The organism is Mesorhizobium muleiense, from assembly GCF_900099905.1.
Lineage (GTDB): Bacteria > Pseudomonadota > Alphaproteobacteria > Rhizobiales > Rhizobiaceae > Mesorhizobium > Mesorhizobium muleiense.
Genome location: NZ_FNEE01000005.1, coordinates 193,376 through 218,412, shown reverse-complemented (window position 1 = coordinate 218,412; position 25,037 = coordinate 193,376). Strand labels below are relative to the sequence as shown.

Genomic DNA, 25,037 nt, shown 5'->3' with positions numbered 1-25,037 from the left:
GAAGGATTTCGCCTTGCCCAGCAGAAAAACCGCCATCGTCACCGGTTCCACCTCGGGCATCGGCCTGGCAATCGCCCATGCCCTCGCGGCCGATGGCTGCAACATCGTCGTCAATTCCTTTTCAGACACGGCCGACGACCAGGCCGTCACCGATGCGATCGCCAGGCATCACGGCGTGAAGACTGTCTACATCAAGGCAGATATGTCGAAGCCGGCCGAATGCCGGGCGCTGGTCGCAAAAGCAGCCGAGAGCTTCGGCTCGGTCGACATCCTGGTCAACAATGCCGGCATCCAGCATGTCGCGCCGGTGGAAGAATTTCCCGTCGAGAAGTGGGACGCCATCATCGCCATCAATTTGTCGTCGGCCTTTCACACCATCGCCGCCGCCATCCCGCTGATGAGAGAAGCCGGCGGCGGCAGGATCGTCAACATCGCCTCGGCCCATGGGCTGGTCGCCTCGCCGTTCAAATCGGCCTATGTCGCGGCCAAGCACGGCATCATGGGGCTGACCAAGACGGTCGCTTTGGAACTGGCGCGCGACAAGATCACCTGCAACGCCATCTGTCCCGGCTATGTGCTGACGCCGCTGGTCGAGGCGCAGATCCCCGACCAGATGAAGGCGAACAAGATGGACCGCGACACGGTGGTCCGCGAGGTCATGCTCGACAGGCAGCCGACCAAGGAATTCGTCACGGTCGAGCAAGTTGCCGCTGCCGCGGTGTTCCTGTGCTCGGATGCGGCAGCGCAGATCAACGGCACGCAAATCTCGGTCGACGGCGGCTGGACCGCGCAGTGATCCATCCAATGGCTCTCTACAGATCAAGGACAACGCCATGACGACAAACGGCAAGGCGGAGGAGCCCAAGAAGATCAACGTCGCGCTGCAGGGCGGCGGCTCGCACGGCGCCTTTTCCTGGGGCGTGCTCGACCAGCTGCTGGAGGACGGACGACTCGACATCGCGGCGGTTTCGGGCACCAGCGCCGGCGCCATGAACGCGGTGGCGCTGGCCGACGGCTTCGTCCGCGGCGGCGTCGAGGGCGCGCGGCAGAAGCTCGACGATTTCTGGCGCGCGGTGGCGCGGAAGGGCCGGTTCAGCCCGGTGCAGCGCATGCCGTGGGACGTCGCCTGGGGCAACTGGTCGATCGAGAACACGCCGGGCTATCTGTTTTTCGACACGATGTCGCGGGTGTTTTCGCCCTATGTCGCCAACCCGCTCGGCCTCAACCCGCTGCGCGACGTGATCGAACAGGAGATCGATTTCGGCAATGTGCGCGCCTGCAAATCGATGGAGTTGTTCATCTCCGCGACCAATGTCGAGACCGGGCAGTTACGCGTCTTTTCCGATGGCGAGATCGATCTCGACACGGTGATGGCGTCGGCTTGCCTGCCGCAGCTGTTCCGCGCCGTCGAGATCAAGGGCGTGCCCTACTGGGATGGCGGCTATGGCGGCAATCCGGCGCTGTTCCCGTTCTTCAAGACGACTGCCACCGAGGACGTGCTTTTGGTGCAGATCAATCCGGTGGTCCGCGAGGGGACGCCGAAGAGCGCCAACGAAATCCAGAATCGCATCGACGAGATCACCTTCAACGCCGGACTCTTGCGCGAATTCCGCTCGATCGCCTTCATCAAGGAGCTGATTGCCGCCGGCCGGCTGCCGCATGGCGAATACCGCGACATCCGCATGCACCGCATCGATGCCGACGAGGCATTCAAGGACCTGTCGGCATCGTCCAAGGTCAATGCCGAATGGGCGTTTCTGACCTATCTGCGCGACCTTGGCCGCACCGCCGCCAGCGACTGGCTGGAGGAGAATTACGACGCCGTCGGCAAGCGGCCGACGCTTGACCTCTCAGGCGAGCTCGACGACGGCTTCAAGCCGATGCGTGGTCCGGCACCGGGCCGGCGGGTCAAGGAGTTCCTTGCAGCACGCAAGAAGCCTGAGGCAGCGCGTCGCCGAGCCTGAGGCGTTTTGTTTGTCAGTTTTTTTGCAAGGCTAGATCGATCACCTTGATCAGCGCGGCCGCAGCCCGCCGCTGCTCGTCCGGATCGCTGATGCGCATCTTCATGCCTTCCAGCCCGTCGAGCAGCATGTCGGCCAGCAATTTTGCCGACAAGCCCTTGGCGGTGAGATCGACGCCATTGCGTCCGGCTTCGCTCTGGATCGCTGCGGCAATATGCTCGGCAAACCGGCTGCGCCAGCAGCCGATCAGGTCGGCCAGACTCGATTTCATGTCAAGCAGTTCCGCGCCATGCGGCGAGGCGTGGACGGTGCGCGTCATCGAGATCAGCGCTTCGTCGATGGCCCGCATCGTGCGCTCGGCAAATGATTCTTCGCCGGCGAGTGCCGTTTTCGCCTGCTCGAGCGAGCGGGAGAGCAGCATCAACGCAATGGCGCGATAAATATCGGTCTTGTTCTTGAACTGGAGATAAAGCGCCGGCCGCGACATGTCGGCGGCACGCGCAATGTCATCCATGGTTGTGCGGGCGAAACCATAGGCCAGAAACACCTTCATCGCGCTGTCCAGAATGCGGGCGCGCTTGGGGTCGGTGGCGATGTCCTCGATCTCGATCATGGCGCGACTTTATCCTGCAAAAGCTCTATTGACAAAATGACGTAATTTGTCAAGATGTATAAGGGCGAATGGCCGACCGGCCTGCCCAGGCTGTGGACGACAACAAAGGGTATCCCCATGCACCTCACCGTCGACGGGCGGGCATTCGACGTCAATGCCGATCCCGAAATGCCGCTGCTGTGGGCGCTGCGCGATCTCATGGGCAAAACCGGGCCGAAGTTCGGCTGCGGCATCGCCGCCTGCGGCGCCTGCACGGTGCATGTCGACGGCCAGCCGGTGCGCTCCTGTTCATTGCAGGTCGGTGAGGTCACCGGCGCGGTCACCACGATCGAAGGCATCGGCACCGAAGGCAGATTGCATCCGGTACAGCAGGCATGGCTGGAAGAGCAGGTCGCCCAGTGCGGCTACTGCCAAGCCGGCCAGATCATGAGCGCGGTGGCGCTGCTCGACCAGGTTGCCGACCCGACCGATGCCGACATCGACGATGCCATGGGCGGCAATCTCTGCCGCTGCGGCACCTACCCGAAGATCCGTGCGGCGATCAGACGAGCGGTCGTCCTCAAGACGGCGGGAATCTGACCATGGCCAGTGTCGGAAAGATCGCCCGCCGCACGTTTCTCATCGGCACCGCTGCCATCGCGGGCGGCGTCGCCGTCGGCTATTACTATTATCGCAAGCCTTTTCCGAATCCGCTGGAAGGCGACCTCGCGGCCGATGAAGCGACCTTCAACCCCTATGTGAAAATCGGCGCCGACAACACCATCACCATCGTCGCGCCGCGCGCCGAGATGGGCCAAGGCATCTCGACGACGCTTGCTGCCATGGTTGCCGAAGAGCTCGATGTCGGGCTCGACCAGATCAAGGTCGAGCACGGCCCGGCCTCCTACGCCTATTTCAATGCGGCGATGCTGGAAGAGGGCGGGCCGTTCGCCTTCTTCGATGAAAGCATGACCGCTGAAATAGTGCGCGCCGGCATGGGCGTGGTCGGAAAATTCCTCGCCCTGCAAGGCACCGGCGGTTCGACATCGACGGTCGACGGTTTCGGCAAGATGCGGCAGGCAGGGGCCGTCGCGCGGCAGATGCTGATTGCGGCGGCCGCGCAAAAGCTCGGCATAGCTGCCGCCGAGCTGGAAACCGCCAATGGCAGGGTCCTGCACAAGGCGTCGGGCAAGTCGCTGACCTATGGCGCGGTCGCCGCGACCGCTGCGACGATGGCGCCGCCCGCGGAAATCAGGCTCAAGGACAAAGCCGACTGGAAACTGCTCGGCAAACCGCAAAAACGCATCGACATGCTGGCCAAGGTCACCGGGGCACCGATCTTCGGCATCGACGTGACGCTGCCGCAGATGCTGTACGGCACGGTCAAGATGAGCCCGCGCTTCTGGGCCAAACCGGTCAAGGCGGATGTCTCCAACGCCGAGAAAATGCCTGGCGTGATCAAGATCGTGCCGATCGACACGAATTACGGCCACGGCTTCGGCATCATCGCCGAAAACACCTGGGCGGCGTTCAAGGCGGCGGAGGCGATCGACGCCGAATGGGCCGATCCGGAATATCCGCCGGACAGCGCCGGCATTTCCGAGGTGCTGAAGCAGGCGCTCGGCACAAAAGGATCGGTGATGCGCGACGATGGCGATGTCGATACCGCCTTCGCGGACGCGCCCCGCGAAAGGATCGTCGAGGCCGACTATGAGGTGCCTTATCTGGCACATGCGACGATGGAGCCGATGAACGCGACGGCGCGGCTGAAGGACGGCGCTCTCGACATCTGGTGCGGCAACCAGGCGCCGACTTTGGTGCGGCAGCTTTGCGCCAATGCTGTCGGCATCGAACAGGACAAGGTCAGCGTCCACACCACCTTCATGGGCGGCGGCTTCGGCCGACGTATCGAGGTGGACTTTGCGCTCTGTGCCGCGTTGATGGCGAAGGAAACCGCAGGCCGGCCGATCAAGGTGATCTGGACGCGCGAGGAGGACATGCGCCACGACGCTTACCGGCCGGCTTCGGTCGGCAAATTCCAGGCGCGGCTTGGCGACGACGGCATGCCGGTCGCCATCGGCATGGCAATCGCCTCGCCATCGCCGATAGCCAGCACCTTGCGCCGGCTGTTTCCCTCGATATCGCCGCTTGGCCCCGACAAGTCCATTGTCGATGGAGCCTACGACCAGCCCTACACCATCCCGAATTACCGGGTCAGCGGCATTGCTGCGCCCGCCTCCATCCCGGTCGGCTTCTGGCGATCGGTCGGCTGCTCGATCAACGGCTTCTTTCATGAGGGTTTTATGGACGAGATCGCCGTCGCCGGGAAAACGGATCCGGTCGAACTGCGCAAGATGCTGATGGCTGCCTATCCGGCAGCGGTGAAGGTGGTCGAGAAGGTTGCCGAAATGGCGAAGTGGGGCGAGGCGCTGCCCGCCGGCGAGGCCAAGGGCATGGCGTTCACCCTGTCCTTCGGCAGTTGGGTCGGCGAGATCGTCCAGGTCGCCGACACGCCGTCCGGGATCCGCATCGAGAAAATGTGGATCGCCGCCGATGTCGGCACCGCGCTCGATCCTGGTATCATCGAGGCGCAACTCATCTCCGCCGCCATCTACGGCCTGTCGGCAGCGATGGGTCAGGAGATTACTTTCGCCGACGGCATGGTCGAGCAGTCGAATTTTCATGACTACGACGCCATGCGCATCTCCCAGTGTCCGGCGTTCGAAGTCGCCATCCTGGAGAATTTTCACAAGATGGGCGGCGTTGGCGAAGTCGGCACGCCGCCGGCGGCACCGGCACTCGCCAACGCCATCTTCGCACTGACAGGCAAGCGCATCCGGACACTGCCCTTGTCGAAGGAGGTGACCTTTGCATGAAATATTCCCATCATGCTGACAGCTGCTGCCATGCTGTTTTGCTGGCGCCTTTACCAAGGGCACTGGCAAGCCGGGCACGGCACCGATGATGGTCGATGCAGCCAAGACTTGCCCGAGGGACGCGGTCTGGCGGTTGCTTTCGCATCCGCGCTGCGCCGAGTGTTATGTCGCAGATAAAAGGCCGCGCTGGTCCGGCGCGCTTCACGGCGGCCGCACCCTGCCCAGCGAAGTATTACCCATCAACATTTCTGACTATATTGCGGTGCAACTTTGATGTAGAAGCTCGTTCGCCGATCACGGCAAGTTGAACACGGCCTTGCGCGCACCCATATCGGCGACGCGCCCGAGTTAGAAGACGCGGCCTGGCCGAATCCCGCGCACTGGAAAAATGACGATGCCGAAGTACAGGTTTCACAAGCTTGCAGCCATTGTTGTGCTTGTCGGTTTCGCTGCGTGGATGGCGACGGGCGAGTTCTCGTCCGTCGGCAGCGCGGCCGCCGACAAATCCAAAGCGGGGGAGGTCGAGCAGCCAAAGACGGCTGACGCCGGCAACGCCAAGCCCGCTGAGGCAGAACAGCCCAAGGCGACCTTGCGCACCGTCGCGACCATAACCCCGCCCAGGCGTACCTATGCGCGCGCCATCCGGATTTCCGGACTGACCGAAGCCGACAAGCGCGCGGTCCTGGCGACGCGCGTCGCCGGCGTCATCGACAAGCTGCCGGTCAAGCAGGGACAGCGCGTCAAGACCGGCGACCTCGTGCTGATGCTGGCAGCCGAGGAAAAGCTTTCGGCGGTCAGCAACGCCAAGCAGCTTCTGGTCCAGCGTCGGGCCGAACTCGATGCAGCATTGCGGCTGATGAAAACCGGCAATCTGCCCAAGCTGCAGCTCGATACCGCGCGCTCCAACCTGACGCTAGCCCAGTCGCACCTGGAAGCCGCGCAGGCCGAACTCGACCGCAACGAGGTGAAGGCGCCGTTCGACGGCGTCATCGACCGGGTACCGGTGGAGCTTGGCAGTTCCGTGATGCAGGGCGGCGAAGTGGCGACCATCCTGAGCCTCGATCCGGTGATCGCCCGCGGCGAGGTCAGCGAACGTGATCTCGGCTATCTGAAGATCGGCGACAAGGCGAAGGTACGGTTGGTCAGCGGCCAGAATGTCGAGGGCACCGTGCGCTATATCAGCCGCGACGCCTCGTCCGCCACCCGCACCTTCCGCGTCGAGATCGCAATCCCCAACCCCAAGGGCACCATTCCGGCCGGGATGACCGCCGAGATCGCGCTGAGCGCGCAGCCGACCGACGCAGTCATGCTGCCGCGCTCCGTGGTGACGCTCGGCGACAAGGGCGATCTCGGCATCCGCGCCGTCGACAAGGATAACAAGGTCGTGTTCTTCCCGATCGATCTGGTCGACGATACGCCAACCGGCCTGGTGCTCGGCGGCATCCCTGCCGATGCGCGCATCATCGTCGCCGGCCAGGAACTGGTGAAGGAAGGCGAAGTGGTCAAGCCGGTCGAGGCCGACCAGGCGACCATCCAGAAGCTGCTGGGCGAAGCGACGGCCGGGACGCAGTAATCATGGATATAGTCAAACTCGCAATCAGCAATGCCAGGCTGACCATTTCGGTGCTGGTGTTCCTCATCCTTGCCGGTGCGGTCGCCTATCAGTCGACACCGAAGGAAGCGGAACCCGACGTTCCGATTCCGATGATGTATGTCAGCCTGATCTATCAGGGCATCTCGCCCGAGGATTCGGAACGCCTTCTGCTGCGGCCGATGGAAGCCAAGCTGAAGAGCCTCAAGGGGCTCAAGGAGATGCGTTCGGCCGCCTTCCAGGGCGGCGGTTATGTGCTGGTCGAATTCCACCCGCAGACGGATCTGGCGACGGCGCTGCAGGACACGCGCAGCAAGGTCCAGGACGGCAAGGCCGACCTGCCGCAGGCAGCCGAGGAGCCTGTGGTCTCCGAAGTCAACGTCTCCGAATTCCCCGTCCTTGTCGTGACGCTGTCGGGCGAAGTGCCCGAGCGCGTTCTGACGACGGCGGCGCGCGAGTTGCGCGACCGCATCGAGGAAGTGCCTGGCGTGCTGGAAGGCTCGCTGCAGGGCGCCCGCGACGATCTCGTCGAAGTCGTCATCGATCCGATGAAACTGTCGTCATACGGGCTGCAGCTCGAGCAGCTGATCGGTGCGGTCGGCGATTCCAACAGTCTTGTCGCCGCCGGCAACATCGAAGGGTCCGAGGGCAAATACGCCGTCAAGGTGCCGTCGCTGATCGAAACGCCACAGGACGTGGCGGCGCTTCCGATCGTCGCCGGCCCCAATGCCGTGGTGCAGGCCCAGGATATCGCCACCGTCCGCTCCACCTTCAAGGACGCCGAGACGGTGACCCGTCTCGACGGCAAGCCGGCGATCGCCATCGAGGTGAAGAAGCGCATCGGCTCCAACCTGATCGACACGATCGCCCAGGTGAGGGCCGTGTCCGATGCCTTCATAAAGACCATGCCGGAAGGCATGCACGTCACCTACACGCAAGACAAATCGGTCTTCGTCAACCAGTTGCTCGGCGATCTGCAGAACCACGTCATGATCGCCGTGATCCTGGTGTTCATCGTCATTCTCTACGCGCTGTCGGGCCGTGCCTCGCTGCTGATCGGCCTGGCCATTCCATCGTCCTTCCTGATCGGCATCCTGCTGTTGGCCATGATGGGCTACACGATCAACATGATCGTCCTGTTCAGCCTCATCCTGGCGGTCGGCATGCTGGTCGACGACGCCATCATCGTCACCGAATTCGCCGAGCGGCGGATGAGCGAAGGCATGCCTAAGGCCGAGGCGTTCGCGCTTGCCGCCAGGCGCATGGCCGGTCCGGTCATCGCCGCGACGATGACGCGCATCGCCGCCTTTTCGCCGCTGCTGTTCTGGCCAGGCATCATCGGCGACTTTATGAAATACATGCCGATCACGCTGATCGTCACGCTCTCGGCCTCGATGCTCTATGCACTGGTTTTTGCACCGGCGCTGGGCGCCTTGTTCGCCAAGGCGCCGCTGCATCACGAGAATGACAACCGCGACGGCTGGTACATGGCGGTGGTCAAGCAGGCGGTTCGCTTTCCCATCACCGTGCTTCTGCTCACCGTCGGCCTTTTGTTCGGTGTCGGCTTTGCATATTCGAAATACGGCGCCGGCGTCGAGTTCTTCCCGAATGTCGAGCCTGACTACGGCCTGCTCTATGTGCACGCCCGCGGCAACCTTTCGCTCGCCGAAATGGATGCCGCTACAACGACCGCGGAAAACCGGCTTCTCGGCTGGCCGGGCGTGAAATCCGTCTATACCCGTGTCGGCAAGACGCAAGGCGGCGGCCAAGACATTCCTGAAGACGTGGTCGGCGTGATCCAGTACGAGTTCGTCGACTGGCGCGAGCGCAAATCGGCGAACGCCATCCTGGACGAGCTGCGCGGCGTCATGGCCGGCATTCCCGGCGTCGACGTCGAGGTTCGCGTGCCCGAGGCCGGCCCGCCCACCGGCAAGCCGATCCAGATCAGGCTGTCAGCCGTCGACCCGAAAGGCCTCGACGACAAGGCGCGCGCCGTCGCCGCGCGCATTGCCAAGGTGCCCGGTGTCATCGATATTTCCGACGGCCTGCCGCCACCCGGCGTCGACTGGGCGCTCGACGTCGATCGCGCCAAGGCGGCGCAATACGGCATCAGCCCGACTTCGGTCGGCACGGTGGTGCAACTGGTGACGAACGGGCTGAAGCTCAGCGAATACCGGCCGGCCGGTGCGGACGACGCCGTCGACATCAGGCTGCGTCTGCCCGAGGACCGGCGCACGCTGTCGACCCTCGACGACCTCAGGGTGCAGACGTCGCAAGGGTCGGTGCCGATCTCGAATTTCGTCGTGCGCAAGCCCGAGCCGACCGTCGGCATCCTCAACCGCATCGACGGCGCGCGCACCGTGGTCGTCCAGGCCAATGTCGCCGCCGGCGAGCAGGTCGCTTCTGTCCAGCAGCAGGTCAGCCAGGCTGTCGCCGAAGTGGATCTCGGCAGCGGCATACGCTGGAAGCTTGCCGGCTCGAACGAGGACAGCGCCGAGGCCAGCGCTTTCCTCAGCAAGGCCTTTGGCGCGGCGATCTTCCTGATCTTCCTGGTGCTGCTGATGCAGTTCAACAAGTTCACCAGCGTCTGGCTGGTGCTGTCCTGCGTGGTCATGGCGACCGTCGGCGTGTTCCTGGGATTGCTGTTGACTGGAGAGGCGTTCGGCATCGTCATGTCGGGCATCGGCGTCATCGCGCTGGCCGGCGTGGTGGTGAACAACAACATCGTGCTGATCGACACCTACGACCGGCTGCGCGAAGAGGGCTGGGACAAGATGGACGCGGTGCTGCAGACCTGCCGCGAACGTGCCCGACCGGTGGTGCTGACGGCGGTGTCGGCGATCCTCGGCGTGCTGCCGATCGCTTTCGGCCTCGGTCTCGAAATCTTCCATCACGAGACGACGATCAACGCGCCGTCGACGCAATGGTGGATTTCACTGTCGTCGGCGATCGTCTTCGGCCTGTCCTTCGCCACCTTGCTGACTCTGGTGGTGACACCGTCGATGCTGATGGTGTTCACGCGCAGCAAGAACAGCCGCTTCTATGCATTCTTCCGTCGGGTGTTCCGGCGCGGAACGCCAGCCGATGCGACTATGGAGACCTCCGCAGGGCCGGGCTTGCTCGACGAGCCGGCGATCGACTTCCCGAAGGCCGCCGAATAGGTCGCTCCCTTCAGCCCAGGTAGAAAAGGCCGCCGGGAACAACCCAGCGGCCTTTTGCATTGTCCTGTCATGCAATGCCTCAACGCGGGGAGTTTCTCATGACGCTCAGCACCATTCTCATCATCATTCTGATCCTTATTCTGATCGGCGCGGTGCCGGCATGGCCTCATTCGCGTTCCTGGGGTTATGGTCCCTCCGGCATCGTCGGCGTCATCCTGATCGTGCTGCTGGTGTTGCTGCTGATGGGCAGGATTTGACCCGGAGTTTGGTGTGCACGAATGCTACAGCGCTGCGCGTCCTTTTGGACTCACAGCGCTGTAGCATTTGATTTTGCGCATGGTCCTTTCCGAGCCTTCGGTTCGAAACGCACGTTTTCAGGCAGCTTTCGAAACGCCATCAATCGTGGCCACACCGATATCATCGAGGGCTTCTGCCACCGCCCTATCCAGCGGCGTATGCGGGATCGTGCCGAGGATGCCTTCCAGTCTTGCCGAGACCAACTGGTGTGGCTCGAAGCGGAGATAGGACATCGAGACGAGCTCACGCCACATCGCCACGAACGGACTGCCGGCGCGCAACATCCACCACGGCATCGACGTCAGTTTCAACGTGCGCCCGAGCGCCTGCTCCGCGGCGGCCTTGATCTCCAGATCAGTAACGGCGTGGCCGGGAAAGTTCAGCGCCTCGTAGGCGCCGAGCTTGTCGAGATTCTCAGTCAGTCCGACGAAAGCCTTGGCCATATCAGGCAGATAGGCCCATCCATGCAGGAGATCGGCCGGCCCGGGGGCGGTATAGACGCCCTTGTCCATCTTGGCGGCCACCATCAGATCGAACCACGATCCGGTGCCGGTGCCGCCGAAGAAATCGCCGGCTCGCAGCAGAATGGTGCGAACTCGGCCGGCTTCGGCCTCGCGGCGAAAGAGGTCTTCCATGGCGACGCGGATGCGGCCCTTTTCCGTCGTCGGGTGGAATGGCGTGTCTTCGGTGATGACCGCCGGCATCGGCGAGCCGTAATTGTAAACGCTGCCGGGAGCGAGGTGCAATGCGTGGTTCGCCCGGCACGCGGCCATGACGTTCTCGGCCATCGGCAGGCACTTGCCCCAGTCGGTGTAGATCGGGTTGAGGCCGTTGAAGATGATGTCGACGCCTTCGGTGGCGCGGATAAGCGCTTCGCGATCGAGCCCGTCGCCGGCGACGGTCGCCGAGCCGATGAGTTCTGCCGTTATCTTGCCGCTGCGGGTGATGGCGCGGACATCATAGCCGGCGTCGATGAAGGCCTTGGCAACCACGCGGCCGAGCCGGCCATTGGCCCCCAGAATTGCGACCTTGGTCATGTTTCGTTTCCGTGTTTGCGTTACGGTCACAATATGATCCGCCCGCAAACGAATGGAAATTGACTGAATCTGGCGACATGATATTCAGTTTTGAATGGAAATCGACTGGAATCTGATCAAGAGTTTCGTCACCGTGGCGGAAACCGGCAGCCTGTCCGCTGCCGCGCGCAAGCTGGCTGCAAGCCAGCCGACGCTCGGCCGCCATATCGCCGAGCTGGAGCAGGCGCTCGGCGTCACCCTGTTCCGGCGCGGGCGGCGCGGCTACGCCCTGACAGAAGCCGGCAGTACGCTCTATGAACGCGGCCGGGCGGTGAGCGAGCAGGCGAGCGCCTTTTCGCTGTTGGCGCTGGGATCGGTCGAGGCGATCGAGGGCACAGTGCGCATTGCCGCCAGCGAGGTGGTGGCGGCCTATGTCCTGCCAGAGATGACGGCGCGGCTGGGCGCCGAGGAGCCCGGCATCGAGGTCGAGATCGTCGCGTCGAACCAGGTCGAGAATCTTTTGCGCCGCGATGCCGACATCGCTATCCGCATGGTCAAGCCGGCCCAGAACGAGCTGGTGGCGCGCAAGGTGGCAGACATTCCGCTCCGCGCCTGCGCGGCAAAATCCTATCTCGACCGGCGTGGCCGTCCGCGCGAACCCGGCGATCTTGCCGGCCACGACCTGATCGGCTTCGACCGCAGCGATGAGATCATTCGCGGCTTTGCCCAATTCGGTGTCCCGCTCACCCGCAATGCCTTCCGCTTCAGGACCGACAACCAAATTGTGCTGTGGGAGGCGGTGCGGTCGGGAAACGGCATCGGCTTTGGCCAGGAGCCGCTGGCCGACCGCGATCCGCTGGTGGAGACAGTGCTGCCGGGCCTCGGGCTGCCGACGCTTCCGGTATGGCTGGCCATGCACCGCGACGTGCGCACCAGCGTGCGCATCCGCCGTGTCGCGGATTTCCTCTACGAGGAGTTGAAGCGCTATTCGGCCGGGGCCGCGTCAGGCGCGAATTCGGCGCGGTGAGCGAGCCCGGCCATCAAGAATACGACGACCAGCAGTCCCGACAAAGCGATGAAGATCGGACCGAAGCTTGAATGCTCGGCGATGAAGCCGATTGCCGACGGCGCCACCAGAATGCCGGAATAGCCCATTGTGGTGACGACGCTCATGCCGGTGCCGGGCGACATGCCTTCCTGGTTGCCGCCGGCCGAAAACAGGATCGGCACCATATTGGCGATGCCGAAGCCGCAAAAGGCAAAAGCTGAGATGGCGAGCCAGGGCGAGGGCGCCATACCCGCCACCAGCATGCCGGCAGCGGCGACAAGCGCCGAAACGCGCAGTGTCGTCACGGCGCCGAAACGGTTGCGGACCCCGTCGCCAACGAAGCGCATGACGGCCATGACGCCGGAAAAAGCGGCGTAGGCCAAACCAGCTACGGCGAGGTCGGTGCCGAGTTCCTGTTGCAGGTAAAGCGCTGCCCAGTCGAGCACCGCACCCTCGGAGATCATCGTCATCAGCGCCATCAGCCCGACCAGATAGACCAGCGGATTTCCAGGCAGCGCGAACTTGCGATGCCCGATTACCCCCGAGGATGCTTGGACTGGCTTGTCCTCGGCGATCAGGTAGCGGACTGCCACTGCAATCACAGCGAAAGCGAGAGCCGTCACCACCGTCGCATGGGCGAGATGCCCGTAATTCTGGATGGCGAGGCCACCGAGAGCGCCGCCGGCGAAACCGCCAAGACTCCAGAAGCCGTGCGAGGACGACATGATGGCCCGGGACAAGCGCCGTTCCACCGTGACCGCATTGGCGTTCATGGCGACATCCATGCCGCCGATCGAACCGCCAAAGATGAACATGGCGATGGCCGCCAGCGGCACGTTGGGAGCCAGCGCCACAACCAGCAGGCCGAAGCTGCCGATGAGACCGAACCAGCGCAGCACGGTGCGCGACCCATGCCTGGAGATCAGGTGGCCGCACCAGGTCATCGCTGTGACCGCGCCGGCGCCGAACAGCAGGATCAGCAGGCCAAGCGTGAACTTGCTGATATCCAGCCGGGTCAGCACCACAGGGATCTGCGGCGCCCATGCGCCGGTCAGAAAGCCATTGGCCAGGAAGATGGCCGCCACGGCCCATCGTCCACGAATGGCGGCCTGCATGCGGTTTAGCGTGTCCATCATGTAGAATCCGGTCCGAAAATGGCTTCGCGTGGCAAATTAGATCGATTCAATTTGCAGTCAAGTGCTCGTTCTTGAAAGTGCTTGGGCCAAACGGCTCGCTTGAACCCAGGTGATGAAGCCGATCTGGTCGGGCTTTGTTCGACCACGATCTTATCCGAAAACCGGTTTCCACTTTTCGGGATCGTGGCCTTAGTGATCCCTGGGGCGTCTTGCCTCGAATTCCGCCTTCTTGGCGTCGGAGGCGTCAAGCTGGTTGAGCGCCTGCCATTCGGCATAGGGCATGCCGTAGATGATCTCGCGCGACTGGTCCTTGCTGAGATCGACACCCTCGGCCTCAGCGGCGTCGCGATACCAGTTGGAGAGGCAATTGCGGCAGAAGCCGGCGAGGTTCATCAGGTCGATGTTCTGCACGTCCGTGCGTTCACGCAGATGCGCGACCAGCCGGCGGAAGGCGGCGGCTTCGAAATCGCGTTTCTGCTCGTCGCTGAGTTCGGTCATGTGTTCTTGGCCTCCTTGGGCTTCCTTAGAGCGGCCCGGTGCGCGAGCCGAATCGTCTGACCCGATGTATATCGGGACGGCGGTTGATCGCGTCAACGATCGGCGCCAGCCGTTCGGCCCACGCGACCGCATCCTGCCGATTGGCGATCAGGTCCTGACGGATTTCGATTAGCGCATGGGCGAAGCCGTTGATGATGGCATGCCTGAACATGGTGTCGCCGCGCAGCGCGCCGTCATAGGGCTCATTGTCGCCGACGATATGGCTTTTGTCCTTCGCAAGCATGTCGATCAGCGGTCGCGCCACCCGGTCGTCGCGATCCCACAAGATGCCAACATGCCAAGGGCGCACGAACCCCTGCATGAACGGGGTGAAGGAATGCACCGAAAGGATAAAGGGGGCGTTTGCGCAAGCCTGCGCCACCGAGGCGATCATGGCGCCGACCGCATCGTGATAGGGTCGATAGAAGCGGTCGAGCCGCCTTTCACGTTCTTTCAAGGTAAGTGGATAATTCCCCGAAATGACGGTGCCGTCATAGAGTTGGCGGATCAGTGTCGGATCGTCTTCGCCGCGATTGGGATCGATCAGAAGCCGCGAAAAATTGGCGAGTACCGCCGGCACGCCGAGCAAAGCGGCCAGTTCGCGCGTCACCGTTTCGACACCGATGTCGTAGGCGATATGGCGGTCGAATTCCGCCGCCGGCAGGCCAAGGCTGCCATACTCTTCCGGCAGGTCGCGACGGGCGTGATCGGCCAGGAGCACGATGCCTCGCTTGCGGTCGCCTTCGACGATGTCGAAAGGCGCGAAAACTGTGGATCGGGTCATCGGCGGGAAATGGTCTGTTCGCTGGCTTCCAGGGAGGATGGTATCGTCATTCCACGAAGGGGACGATTACGCAATGCCGTCGTTTGGCCACGGTTTCTGCGGAAATCTGGCAGAAGGCGACAGACCGTGCGCCGGAGCCTTTCTAAATCGATTGGAATTGAGCGGAAGGGCGCGTTGACATGCGCCCGGACTTTTCCGAAAAGGGGCGTTGAGAGATGCAAATGTGGTTCTTGAGAGGTTTCAGGATGGGTTCCGCCGGCAGGCCGCGTGTACGTTATGCCTTCGCCATGCCGCTCCTGACCTTTGCCGTTGGCCTCGCCGCGATGGTTGCTGCCTCGCCGGCGCGCGCCGATTTCCGTGTCTGCAACGCCACGCAGAACCTGGTCGGCGTCGGCATCGGCTATCGCGCCAAGGCCGGCTGGATCACCGAAGGCTGGTGGCACATCGAGGGTTCGAGCTGCAAGACGCTGATCGAGGGCCCGCTGTCATCAAGATTTTACTATCTTTATGCAGAAGACGCCGAGCGCGGCGGGCGCTGGGATGGTCCGATCAACATGTGCGTGGCCGAAAAAGAGTTCAAGATCGCCGGCGTTAGCGATTGCGTCGCCCGGGGCTTCCAGCGCGCCGGATTCCAGGAATATGACACGGGCGAGCAGGCAAGCTGGATGGTCCAGCTGACCGATGACCCCGCAACGGGGGGCGTTCCAGCCGCTCCGGGAACAAACAGTCAATGAGACGCAGCCGCAAGGTCAAGATACTCGCCACCATCGGTCCGGCCTCCTCCTCCGAGGACATGCTGAAGAAGCTTTTCGAAGCCGGCGCCGACGTGTTTCGCATTAATATGAGTCACACCGATCATGAATTGATGCGCACACTTGTCGGTCGCATTCGCACCGTCGAGAAAGCGGTCGGCCGGCCGATCGGCATTCTCGCCGACCTGCAGGGACCCAAGCTTCGGGTAGGCAAGTTTGCCAACGGCAAGGAGACGCTGACACTCGGCCAGACCTTCACGCTCGACGACAATCCCGAGCCCGGCAACTCGACCAGGGTTTATCTGCCCCATCCGGAAATCCTGAGATCGGTCGAGGCCGGTCACCGTCTTTTGATCGACGACGGCAAGCTCGAGCTGAAGGCGGTGGAGAGCGACGGACAGGCGATCGTCTGCACCGTCGTCGCCGGCACCAGCATCTCTGACAAGAAGGGCGTCAGCCTGCCCGACACCGACCTGCCGGTCGGCGCGCTGACCGAAAAGGACCGCAGCGATCTGGATGCTGTGCTGGCCACCGGCGTCGACTGGGTGGCGCTGTCGTTCGTGCAGCGGCCGGAGGATCTGGCGGAAGCGCGCAAGATCGCGCGCGGCCGGGCGCTGATCATGGCCAAGATCGAAAAGCCGCAAGCCGTCGCCAGGCTGGCCGAGATCATCGAACTTTCGGACGCACTGATGGTTGCCCGCGGCGATCTCGGCGTCGAAATGCCGCTCGAAGCCGTGCCCGGCATCCAGAAGCAGATCACCCGCGCCGCGCGCCGCGCCGGCAAGCCGGTGGTGATCGCCACGCAGATGCTGGAATCGATGATCACCGCGCCGGTGCCGACCCGCGCCGAGGTGTCGGACGTCTCGATCGCCGTGTTCGAAGGCGCCGACGCCATCATGCTCTCGGCCGAATCCGCGGCCGGCGCCTACCCGGTCGAGGCGGTGGCGATGATGAACCGCATCGCCAGCAAGGTCGAAACCGACCCGACCTATGCCGGCATCATCAATGCGCAGCGCTCGGAGCCGGAAGCGACCGGCGCCGACGCCATTTCGCTTGCCGCCCGCGAAATCGCCGAGACGCTGAAACTGTCGGCGATCATCAGCTATACGGCGTCCGGCACGACCGGCCTGCGCGCCGCGCGCGAGCGGCCGCAGGTGCCGATCGTCGCCCTATCGCCGATCGTCAACACGGCGCGGCGGCTATCGCTTTTGTGGGGCACGCATTGCGTCGTCTCACCCGACGCCATCGACCTCGATGACATGGTCGACCGCGCCTGCCGCATCGCTTTGGATGAAGGGTTCGGCAAACCCGGCGACCGGGTCATCATCACCGCCGGCGTGCCGTTGAGGACGCCCGGCTCCACCAACATGTTGCGCATCGCCTATGTCGGATCGGACGTGCAGGCCCGCCGCTAGGCTTGGCCGTCGCTTCGAATGATTTCGGTTGCTCTAAATTAAATTGGCGCGAGTTCGGCTTCCGGGGCTTTGATGTCGGCGCATTTGCCGGCACCGTAGGTGTCGCCGGCAATCCTGATTTCCACGGCCTTCGCCATTGCCTGAAGGTCCACGTCCCTGCCGGCGACCTTTTCGATCGCGCCGACAACGAGATCGGGTGCTATCCAGTCTGGCTTGTGGCCGAGATTGCGGACCCAGACCAGTTCGGCCCCGGCGATATCGCGGACGAGGCCGACCGAATGGATCGTTGCATAAACCACCTTGTCGCGGTCGCCCGAGATGACCACAGTCGGCGCCTTGATATCGCGGTAGTGCGGTGCGGCATCGAGCGTGTAGCGATAAAGCCCGGCGACATCGGTGGCGTTGGCACGAAAGGCGTTCGGCCGAAGCACCAGCGGGATCGCGACCCCGGCGACATAGAAGTCCGGCACCTTATTGGGGGCAAAGACGCAGGCAGTGGCGGCATTCATCTGCAGCGTTCCCGACGGATAGGTCAGCGTTTCGGAAAAAAGCCGGCCGACGATCGGAATGGTCGTCAAATTGTAATACCAGGCGGTCGCGCCGCCCGGCCAGGGATGGGTGGCAGGCGCCATGAACACCAGGCCGAGCGTCTTGTCGGGATGCTCGCGGCCGAAGGCGGTGGTCACCGAGCCGCCGAAGGAATGGCCGGCGATGATGGCTTTCCTGATGCCGAGATGGTCCATCAGCGTTGCGATGGTGCTGGCCTGTGCCGATGGGGTTTCGTTGTTGCCGGGGCCGCGAGCCGACCAGCCTGCACCCGGGCGGTCGAAGAACAGCATCTCGGCACGGCCTTCCAGCAAGGGCCTCAACGGCAGCATCTGATCCCTGAGATTGGCGCTGGCGCCGTGGATAAAGACGATCGGCGGCATTTCGGCGTTTTCCCCGGCCGGAATGTGAACGTAGTGGATGCGGGCACCGTTTATATCCGCGAAGTCGCCGATCGGCGGATTGCGGCGCTCGATCAGCCATGAACCGGCGCGGGTGACACCTGCAAGGGTGAACACAAGCGCCAGGAGGAAGGCGAGCGTGGCGTAGATCGGGTTCATGGAGAGAGGTACGGACCGGAGCGAAATTAGTTCACAGTCTAGCTAAAAAGACTTTCACTCAAGTGGATTTGTCCGCCAACCTCATATCCCTTCGCCGGCAAGTTCTTCGGAAAGCGTGCCGACCTGATCCTGGGCACTGCGCATCATCGGATAGATGCTGAGCACGCGCTGCCAGGCTTCCAGCGCCGACTGCTTGTGGCCGGTTACCGCCATGATCTGCGCCAGGCCGGACAGCGCGCCAAAATGGCGCGGCTCGAGCTGCAGCGTGCGGTCGATGTCCGCCATCGATTTTCCAAAGTTATTCATCATGAAATGTACGGTGGCGCGCCGGTTCCAGCCTTCGGCATAGGCCGGTTGCAACGTCACCACCTGGTCGAGGAAGTCGAGCGCCACGTCGAACTTCTTGTCTTCAGCCGCCTTTTGCGACCATTGCATCATCAGGTCGATCGAGGCGCTGCCGGATTGCGACCACTCGTGCGAGATGCGCGCCGCGATGCGCTCGGCGGCTTTTTCATTGCGCTCGCGCTTCAGGTCGACAAACAGCTGGTTGAGCCTTTCCTCCCTGGTCGTGGCAACCGGAGGAGTGACCGGGTCTTCCGCCTGAGCCGGAAGCGGGGCGACACCGAAAAGAAAAAGCGCCGCGAAGAATGCAAAATGAATCCGCATGACCGGAATCTAACCCCGGACAGCGGATCGTCAAACTGAATTTAGCGTGAAAGGGCCGGCAGGCCGGTATTAGAGCGCCACGCGTCCTTTTGGACGCGTAAAGGACGCTCCAGCATTTTGAACTCCTCGCATCGTGTTTTCCGAAAATCGATTCCGATTTTTGGGTCGATGCGGTACATCATGCAGGCGCTGAGGCAAGCCGCCCCAACGCGAAAAGGCTCAGCCCTGGCGCGCCTTGTAGCGCGGAGCGGTCTTGTTGATGATGTACACGCGGCCCTTGCGGCGAACCAGCTGGTTGTCGCGGTGACGCGCCTTGAGCGCCTTGAGCGAATTCTTGATCTTCATGGTCTTGCCCGTCGGTCTGGGCCCGCTTGGGCCGAATTATTAAGGCGCGCTCGGAAAGCGCGCCTCTCAACTTGTGCGTGGCTCATAAACGAGGAGCCTTGCCCGTGTCAACCAAGCATGTGGCGGAGTTTGAGTTTCTGCCCTATCGACGGCATTGGAGCGGCGCCGTCCTATAGCCTCAACGGTAGCGGCTCATTCGCGTAAAATGACCCATCTTGCGGCCGGGGCGTGCCTCGGCCTTGCCATAGAGATGCAGCATCAGATCGGGCTCGGCGAGCAGGGCCGGGATGCGCAGGATATCGTCGCCGACCAGGTTTTCCATGACGCAGTCAAAATGGCGGCCGGGATTTCCCAGCGGCAGGCCGGCGACGGCGCGAATGTGCTGCTCAAACTGCGAGACGATGCAGGCGGCTTCCGTCCAGTGGCCGGAATTGTGAACGCGCGGCGCGATCTCATTGGCCAGCAGCGCGCCGTCGGCAAGGACAAAGAACTCGATGCCGATGACGCCGACATAGTCGAGCGCGGCAAGTATTTCTGCTGCCGCCGCCTGCGCTGCAGCGGCGGTTTCGGACCCTATCCTGGCCGGCAGGGTCGAGCTGTGCAGGATGCCGCTGCGGTGGACGTTTTCTGCCGGATCGTAGGCGGCGAGCGAACCGTCCATGCCGCGCGCCGCGATCACCGAAATCTCGCGTTCGAAGGCGACGAAGGATTCGAGGATCAGCGGCACGTTGCCCATCGCCTCGCAGGTGCCGGCAAAGCCCCCCGTTTCCATATTGCGGAAGACGCGCTGGCCCTTGCCGTCATAGCCCATGCGTCGCGTCTTCAATATGCCGCTGCCGTTGAACTTTTTCAGCGCCGCCGTCAATTCGTCGTCATTGTCGACGGGGCAGAAATCCGCGGTGGGAATGCCGATGCCGTTGAGGAATTTCTTCTCCGCCACCCGGTCCTGCGCTACTTCCAGCGCGCGCGCCGGCGGGTAGACCGGGACCGTGATGGCAAGCGCGCTGGCGGCCATGACCGGAACGTTCTCGAACTCGTAGGTGACGACGGCGCTGACTGCAGCCAGTTCGGCGAGCGCGGCCGTGTCGTCATAAGCGGCAGTGATCTGCCGGTTGGCGACCTGTGCCGCCGGACAATCCGGCTGCGGCTCCAGCACGACCGTGCGGTAGCCGAGGCGCGCCGCGGCCATCGCCAGCATGCGGCCGAGCTGGCCGCCGCCGATGATGCCGATGGTCGATCCGGCGGCCAGGCTCATGGCGTGTCCGTAGGCTCGGCGGCGACCTTGGCGGTCTGGGCGGCGCGCCAGGCATCGAGCCGGGCGGCGAGCTTTTCGTCGGTCAGCGCCAGCACGGCCGCAGCCAGAAGGGCGGCATTGGTGGCGCCCGCCTTGCCGATGGCCAGCGTGCCGACCGGAATGCCGGCCGGCATCTGCACGATGGAGAGCAGCGAGTCCTGTCCGGAAAGCGCCTTCGATTCCACCGGCACGCCAAAAACCGGAAGCGGCGTCATCGCCGCCGTCATGCCGGGCAGGTGTGCCGCACCGCCGGCGCCGGCGATGATCACCCGAAAGCCGGCCGCCTTGGCGCCCTTGGCGAAGTCATAGAGCCGGTCGGGGGTGCGATGAGCCGAGACGATCAGCCGCTTGTGCGGGATGCCCAGTGCCTCCAGCGTTTCGGCGGCGTGGCGCATCGTCGCCCAGTCGGACTGGCTGCCCATGATGATGGCGACGTCGGCGCGTTGATCGTCCAAGCTTCTGCTCCCGGCGGCAAAGGCGCGCCTTAGCGGAATTCGGGTTCGACGGCAAGGATGTGCTGCCTCTGCGCAAGCGTTCTGGCGTGAGGCGCCATCATTACCTAATCCGGCCAGCGCAAGGCGCCGGCGCTATCCTTGCGGGCCGACTTCATCGCATCCGCCGGACGCTCGGCCACGCTCAACACGGCCCGCAGGCGTTCGGCGACGATTTCCGCCTCGCCGGGATGGAGATTGCACGGGTCGAGAAAGAAGTGACCGCGCTCGACCTCGTGGTTGCGCACGATAATGGGAGGCGAAACGGCCGCCAGCGCCGAGGCAAGGCCGGCGGCGGTGAATCCGCTTTCGGGCGCAACAAACACCTGCAGGCGGTCGAGCGGATTGCCGGTCGGATCGGGAATGACATGCGCGGCGATGCCGGGCAGGCCCAGCAATGCGTCCTTCCACAGATCGAGCGCCGCTTCTTCCCGCTTGCGGATGCCGGCATGATCGCGCCGCTCCCAGGCCTCCAGTGCGGCCATGGCGCCGGCGATGCTTTCCTTGCCGACCTTCATCGCCCGCGCAACGCCACGGTTCTGCAGATAGGCGGCGCGCACCAGATCCTTGCGCCCGGTGACGATGCCGCTTGTCGGTCCCGAGAGGAATTTGTGTCCGCTATAGACGACGATGTCGGCGCCGCGCGCGAGAAAGCCGCGCAAATCGTATTCGGAGGCGGCGTCGACGATCACCGGGACGCCTTTGGCGTGGCAGATCTCGCAGAACTCCTCGAGCGAGAGCATGCCGTATTGCACCGTGTGATGCGCAACGACATAGAGGCCTGCTGCGGTGTGGTCGCGGATCGCCTCGCGCACATGATAATCCTGCGTCACGCTGACCGTACCGGCCGGTACGGTGCTTGCCCCGGCGAGCCGGATCGACTGGTCGATCGGCGCGCCGTAATTGACGATATGGCCGAGTTGGACGATGACCTCCGACTTGAGGCCCTCGGTGTCGTCCGGTAGCCGCTCGATCGCCAGAAGGTTGGTGCCGGTCATCGTGCCGGCAATGGCCATGGTGATGCCGCTGGCGCAGCACGCCGTGACGAAGCCGGCCTCGCCGCCGGTGAGGCGTGCGACGATCGTGCTTGCGGCGCGCTGCAGATCGTCCATCTCCACCCATTGCGAGGCGATTTCCGACATAGCGGCGATCGCTTCCGGGACGATGATCGAGGCGCCGAGTGCCGTCATCGTGCCGGAGACATTGATGATCGGGCGAAGGCCGAGCCGTTCGCGGATTGTCGTGTTGGAGCCGTTCGCGGAATAGGTTTTCATCTCTAAAGGTCCCATTGGTAGATTTCAGGCGGCGATCTCGACGACGGCCTCGATTTCCACGGTGATGTTGCCCGGCAGGGAGCCGACACCGATCGCCGAACGGGCGTGCCCGCCGATACTATCAAAGACAGCGGCGAAAAGATCGGAACAGCCATTCACCACCTGCGGATGGTCGCTGAAGGTCGGGATCGCGTTGACGAAGCCAAGCAGCTTGACGACGCGCACGATACGGCCGAGGTCGCCTGCCGCAGCGTGCATGACGGCGAGCAGGTTCAGGCCGGTGAGACGGGCATGCTTATAGGCCTCTTCAACCGTGACGTCCGCGCCGACCTTGCCGGTGCAAAGCGTGCCGTCGGCGCGCAACGGGCCTTGGCCGGAGAGGAAGATCAGCCGTCCGCTTTCGGCGTGCGTGACGAAGTTGGCGATCGGCGTCGGCGGCTCGGGCAGTGTCAGGCCCAATTCGGCGAGCCGGATGTAAGGCGTCATGAAAAGGCTCCTTGCGACAGCTTTCGCCGTCATGTCAGAAATGCGAGGCACGAAACCGCGCCAGGAAACTGCGCAGACGCTCATTGTCGATGTCCGCGCCCAGAATCTCGGCGGGCGGGCCTGCGGCGCTGACGCCGCCATCTGCCATGAAGACGATGCGGCTCGAGGCGTCGCGGGCGAAGGCCATCTCGTGGGTGACCATCACCATCGTCATGCCGTCCTCGGCCAGGCTGCGCACGACCTCGAGCACCTCGCCGACGAGTTCCGGATCGAGCGCGGAGGTTATCTCGTCAAGAAGCAGGATTTTCGGCTCCATCGCCACCGCGCGGGCAATGCCGACGCGCTGCTGCTGGCCGCCGGAAAGCTCGGCCGGCAGGCTGTCGGCCTTGTGGGCGAGGCCGACCCGGCCGAGCCAGTGCTCGGCAATGGCGCGGGCCTCGGTGCTGCTCTTGCCGCGCACCTTGCGCAGGCCAAGCATGATGTTGCCGGCCGCCGTCAGATGCGGAAACAGATTGAAACTCTGGAACACCATTCCGGTCTCGGCCCGCATCTTCGCCAGGTCGCGCTCGCTGCGGCGCTGGCGTGCTCCCGTGTCGCGGAAGCCGACCTCCCTGCCGTCGATGCGGATGGAGCCGCTGTCGTAGCTCTCCAGGAAGTTGACGCAGCGCAGCAGCGTGGTCTTGCCGCTGCCGGAAGGCCCGATGACAGTCACCACCTCGCCGCGCGTCACCTGCAGGCTGACGGAGCGCAGGACCGCGACGGATCCGAAGGATTTGGAAACCTCGGAGACATCGAGTAGCGCCGGATTGGCGGGCGTGGCGATGGGCATCTTGCTATTCCCGGATGAAGGAGAAACGCCGCTCCAACCGTCGGCTGGCCAGGGAGAGCGCGTAATTGACGGCGAAGTAGATGACCGCACCGAGGATGTAGAGCGGCATCGCTTCGTAGGTGCGGCCGATGACCTGGTTGATGGCGTGCATCAGGTCGGTGATGCCGAGCAGCGAGACCAGCGCGCTGCCCTTCACCGCATCGGTGACGCCATTGATCCATGGCGGCAGGAAACGCCTGAACGCTTGCGGGAAGATGACGTAGGCCAGTCGCTGGCGAAAGGTCAGCCCGATCGCCATCGCCGCTTCGGACTGCCCCTTCGGTATGGAACCGACCGCACCGCGCAGATACTCGATGACCTGCGCCGTCTTGAACAGGGTGAGCGCCAGCACGGCTGCCCAGAAGGATTCCAGATGGAGGCCGACGGCAGGCAGGCCGTAATAGACGAAGAAGATGAGCACCAGGATCGGAATGCCGCGAATGGTATCGCTGAAAATGCGCACCGCCCAGCGCAGCGGAGCCGGGCCATAGACAAGGCCGACGCCCATCATCACGCCGGCGACGAGCGACAACACCACCACCAGCAGCGACACCCATAGCGTCACGGCAAAACCCTGGGCCAGGAAGGGCAAGGCATAGGCGATCTGGCCAAGCATCCTAATGCGCCGCCCTGAACCGGCGCTCGACAAGCCGAAGTGCAAAAAGAAGCGCGTAGCCGGTCAAGAGATACATTGCCGTCACCACAAGGTAGACCTCGACGATGCGGAAGGTGTTGAAGTTGATCCACTGGGCGCCGTAGGTGAGTTCGGGCACCGAAATGACCGACGCAACGGACGTGTCCTTGAACAGCGACAGGAACGTGTTGGAAAGCGCGGGCAGCGTTATGCGCAGCATCGTCGGCAGGCGCACATGGACCAGCCTTTGCCATGGCGTCAGGCCGATCGCCTTGCCGGCGTCGAGCTGTCCGCGCGGAACCGCTTCGAGCCCCGAGCGGAACACCTCGACCAGATAAGCGCCGCTATAGAGCGACAGCGTGGCGATGAACGAGGTCTGCGCGCTGTAGGCGATGTCGACCACCGTCGGCAGGCCGTAGAAGACGAGATAGACGAGCAGGATCAGCGGCACGTTGCGGATGAACTCGACATAGGCGGCGATGACGGTCCGCACCGCACGCCCGGCCGACACGTACCAGACCGCCAGAAGCAGTCCGATGAGGATGCCGATCGCGATGGAGATCACGGCCAGCTCGAGGCTGAGCAGCAGCCCGCCCCAAAGCTTGTCGAAATGCCGCCAGATCAGGTTGAAGTTCAGGGTATAGCCCATGTGTCCCTGTCATATCGAGGGCTGTCGACGATAAGCCGCGGAAGGGCGCAAGCCCTTC

At 63.6% G+C, this 25,037-nt stretch carries 26 protein-coding genes; 11 read left to right on the top strand and 15 right to left on the bottom strand.

Going from position 1 to position 25,037, the window contains the following annotated elements; translation table 11 throughout:
* Positions 1-13 precede the first annotated feature (13 nt).
* Together BLT09_RS12410 and BLT09_RS12405 are read left to right on the top strand one after the other, a co-directional pair.
* Positions 14-796 (top strand): 3-hydroxybutyrate dehydrogenase, encoded by a 783-nt coding sequence (locus BLT09_RS12410; RefSeq protein ID WP_091593547.1) that lies wholly within the window; start codon positions 14-16, stop codon positions 794-796.
* 37 nt (positions 797-833) lie between these two features.
* Complete coding sequence (locus tag BLT09_RS12405; protein WP_027152943.1) at positions 834-1,964, top strand: patatin-like phospholipase family protein; 1,131 nt, start codon at positions 834-836, stop codon at positions 1,962-1,964.
* Positions 1,965-1,977: 13 nt separating this feature from the next.
* Here BLT09_RS12405 and BLT09_RS12400 read toward each other — a convergent pair whose 3' ends face one another.
* Complete coding sequence (locus BLT09_RS12400) at positions 1,978-2,574, bottom strand: TetR/AcrR family transcriptional regulator (protein ID WP_091593351.1); 597 nt, start codon at positions 2,572-2,574, stop codon at positions 1,978-1,980.
* A 117-nt stretch (positions 2,575-2,691) separates the two neighbouring features.
* On the opposite strand from BLT09_RS12400, the gene BLT09_RS12395 reads away from it, so the two are divergent.
* From BLT09_RS12395 to BLT09_RS12375, 6 genes are all read left to right on the top strand, one after another.
* Positions 2,692-3,153, top strand: coding sequence for a (2Fe-2S)-binding protein (locus BLT09_RS12395; protein WP_091593545.1), 462 nt, complete (start codon positions 2,692-2,694; stop codon positions 3,151-3,153).
* 2 nt (positions 3,154-3,155) lie between these two features.
* On the top strand, positions 3,156-5,429 hold the full coding sequence (locus BLT09_RS12390; RefSeq protein WP_091593350.1) for a xanthine dehydrogenase family protein molybdopterin-binding subunit: 2,274 nt from the start codon (positions 3,156-3,158) through the stop codon (positions 5,427-5,429).
* An 85-nt stretch (positions 5,430-5,514) separates the two neighbouring features.
* Positions 5,515-5,703, top strand: coding sequence for a hypothetical protein (locus BLT09_RS34275; protein ID WP_167366412.1), 189 nt, complete (start codon positions 5,515-5,517; stop codon positions 5,701-5,703).
* 120 nt (positions 5,704-5,823) lie between these two features.
* Positions 5,824-7,002: an efflux RND transporter periplasmic adaptor subunit gene (locus tag BLT09_RS12385; protein WP_091593544.1), complete on the top strand. Its 1,179-nt coding sequence runs from the start codon at positions 5,824-5,826 to the stop codon at positions 7,000-7,002.
* Between the two features lie 2 nt (positions 7,003-7,004).
* On the top strand, positions 7,005-10,181 hold the full coding sequence (locus BLT09_RS12380) for an efflux RND transporter permease subunit (protein WP_091593348.1): 3,177 nt from the start codon (positions 7,005-7,007) through the stop codon (positions 10,179-10,181).
* 98 nt (positions 10,182-10,279) lie between these two features.
* Positions 10,280-10,438 carry a DUF3309 family protein gene (locus BLT09_RS12375; protein ID WP_091593346.1) on the top strand — a complete coding sequence of 53 codons (159 nt, stop codon included), beginning with the start codon at positions 10,280-10,282 and terminating at the stop codon, positions 10,436-10,438.
* Positions 10,439-10,555: 117 nt separating this feature from the next.
* Here BLT09_RS12375 and BLT09_RS12370 read toward each other — a convergent pair whose 3' ends face one another.
* The gene (locus tag BLT09_RS12370; protein ID WP_091593344.1) at positions 10,556-11,515 is read right to left on the bottom strand and encodes an NAD-dependent epimerase/dehydratase family protein; all 960 of its coding nucleotides are present in this window, start codon (positions 11,513-11,515) and stop codon (positions 10,556-10,558) included.
* Positions 11,516-11,609: 94 nt separating this feature from the next.
* Between BLT09_RS12370 and BLT09_RS12365 the strand changes: the two genes are divergently transcribed.
* Positions 11,610-12,521 carry a LysR family transcriptional regulator gene (locus BLT09_RS12365; protein WP_091593342.1) on the top strand — a complete coding sequence of 304 codons (912 nt, stop codon included), beginning with the start codon at positions 11,610-11,612 and terminating at the stop codon, positions 12,519-12,521.
* Here BLT09_RS12365 and BLT09_RS12360 read toward each other — a convergent pair.
* The 3 genes from BLT09_RS12360 to BLT09_RS12350 all read right to left on the bottom strand — a co-directional run bounded on the left by BLT09_RS12360 (position 12,479) and on the right by BLT09_RS12350 (position 14,999).
* Positions 12,479-13,675, bottom strand: a complete 1,197-nt coding sequence (locus BLT09_RS12360; RefSeq protein WP_091593542.1) for an MFS transporter — start codon at positions 13,673-13,675, stop codon at positions 12,479-12,481. The genes BLT09_RS12365 and BLT09_RS12360 overlap by 43 nt on opposite strands.
* Before the next feature lie 192 nt (positions 13,676-13,867).
* Positions 13,868-14,176 (bottom strand): DUF1244 domain-containing protein, encoded by a 309-nt coding sequence (locus tag BLT09_RS12355; RefSeq protein ID WP_091593340.1) that lies wholly within the window; start codon positions 14,174-14,176, stop codon positions 13,868-13,870.
* Between the two features lie 25 nt (positions 14,177-14,201).
* Positions 14,202-14,999: an N-formylglutamate amidohydrolase gene (locus BLT09_RS12350; RefSeq protein WP_091593338.1), complete on the bottom strand. Its 798-nt coding sequence runs from the start codon at positions 14,997-14,999 to the stop codon at positions 14,202-14,204.
* 245 nt (positions 15,000-15,244) lie between these two features.
* Between BLT09_RS12350 and BLT09_RS12345 the strand changes: the two genes are divergently transcribed.
* Positions 15,245-15,733, top strand: a complete 489-nt coding sequence (locus BLT09_RS12345; protein ID WP_091593336.1) for a DUF1036 domain-containing protein — start codon at positions 15,245-15,247, stop codon at positions 15,731-15,733.
* Complete coding sequence (pyk, locus tag BLT09_RS12340) at positions 15,730-17,166, top strand: pyruvate kinase (RefSeq protein ID WP_023797023.1); 1,437 nt, start codon at positions 15,730-15,732, stop codon at positions 17,164-17,166. Before BLT09_RS12345 ends, pyk begins: the two co-directional genes overlap by 4 nt.
* A 38-nt stretch (positions 17,167-17,204) precedes the next feature.
* Here the strand turns inward: pyk and BLT09_RS12335 are convergent, their stop codons facing one another.
* From BLT09_RS12335 to BLT09_RS12290, 10 genes are all read right to left on the bottom strand, one after another.
* Entirely contained in the window at positions 17,205-18,272 is a 1,068-nt protein-coding gene (locus BLT09_RS12335) for an alpha/beta fold hydrolase (RefSeq protein ID WP_091593334.1), read from the bottom strand.
* An 81-nt stretch (positions 18,273-18,353) separates the two neighbouring features.
* Positions 18,354-18,938, bottom strand: coding sequence for a tetratricopeptide repeat protein (locus tag BLT09_RS12330; protein ID WP_091593332.1), 585 nt, complete (start codon positions 18,936-18,938; stop codon positions 18,354-18,356).
* Positions 18,939-19,157: 219 nt separating this feature from the next.
* The gene (ykgO, locus tag BLT09_RS12325; protein ID WP_006327841.1) at positions 19,158-19,283 is read right to left on the bottom strand and encodes a type B 50S ribosomal protein L36; all 126 of its coding nucleotides are present in this window, start codon (positions 19,281-19,283) and stop codon (positions 19,158-19,160) included.
* Positions 19,284-19,461: 178 nt separating this feature from the next.
* Positions 19,462-20,538: a 5-(carboxyamino)imidazole ribonucleotide synthase gene (locus tag BLT09_RS12320; protein WP_091593330.1), complete on the bottom strand. Its 1,077-nt coding sequence runs from the start codon at positions 20,536-20,538 to the stop codon at positions 19,462-19,464.
* The gene (purE, locus tag BLT09_RS12315; protein WP_091593328.1) at positions 20,535-21,032 is read right to left on the bottom strand and encodes a 5-(carboxyamino)imidazole ribonucleotide mutase; all 498 of its coding nucleotides are present in this window, start codon (positions 21,030-21,032) and stop codon (positions 20,535-20,537) included. Before purE ends, BLT09_RS12320 begins: the two co-directional genes overlap by 4 nt.
* A 104-nt stretch (positions 21,033-21,136) precedes the next feature.
* The gene (locus BLT09_RS12310) at positions 21,137-22,342 is read right to left on the bottom strand and encodes an aminotransferase class V-fold PLP-dependent enzyme (RefSeq protein ID WP_091593327.1); all 1,206 of its coding nucleotides are present in this window, start codon (positions 22,340-22,342) and stop codon (positions 21,137-21,139) included.
* Positions 22,343-22,366: 24 nt separating this feature from the next.
* Positions 22,367-22,828: a RidA family protein gene (locus tag BLT09_RS12305; RefSeq protein WP_091593540.1), complete on the bottom strand. Its 462-nt coding sequence runs from the start codon at positions 22,826-22,828 to the stop codon at positions 22,367-22,369.
* 34 nt (positions 22,829-22,862) lie between these two features.
* Complete coding sequence (locus BLT09_RS12300; RefSeq protein ID WP_091593325.1) at positions 22,863-23,657, bottom strand: amino acid ABC transporter ATP-binding protein; 795 nt, start codon at positions 23,655-23,657, stop codon at positions 22,863-22,865.
* Between the two features lie 4 nt (positions 23,658-23,661).
* Positions 23,662-24,312 carry an amino acid ABC transporter permease gene (locus BLT09_RS12295; protein ID WP_077380470.1) on the bottom strand — a complete coding sequence of 217 codons (651 nt, stop codon included), beginning with the start codon at positions 24,310-24,312 and terminating at the stop codon, positions 23,662-23,664.
* A 1-nt stretch (position 24,313) separates the two neighbouring features.
* A complete protein-coding gene (locus tag BLT09_RS12290; protein WP_023797032.1) occupies positions 24,314-24,979 on the bottom strand; it encodes an amino acid ABC transporter permease in 666 nt (221 codons plus the stop codon).
* Between the last annotated feature and the right edge of the window lie 58 nt (positions 24,980-25,037).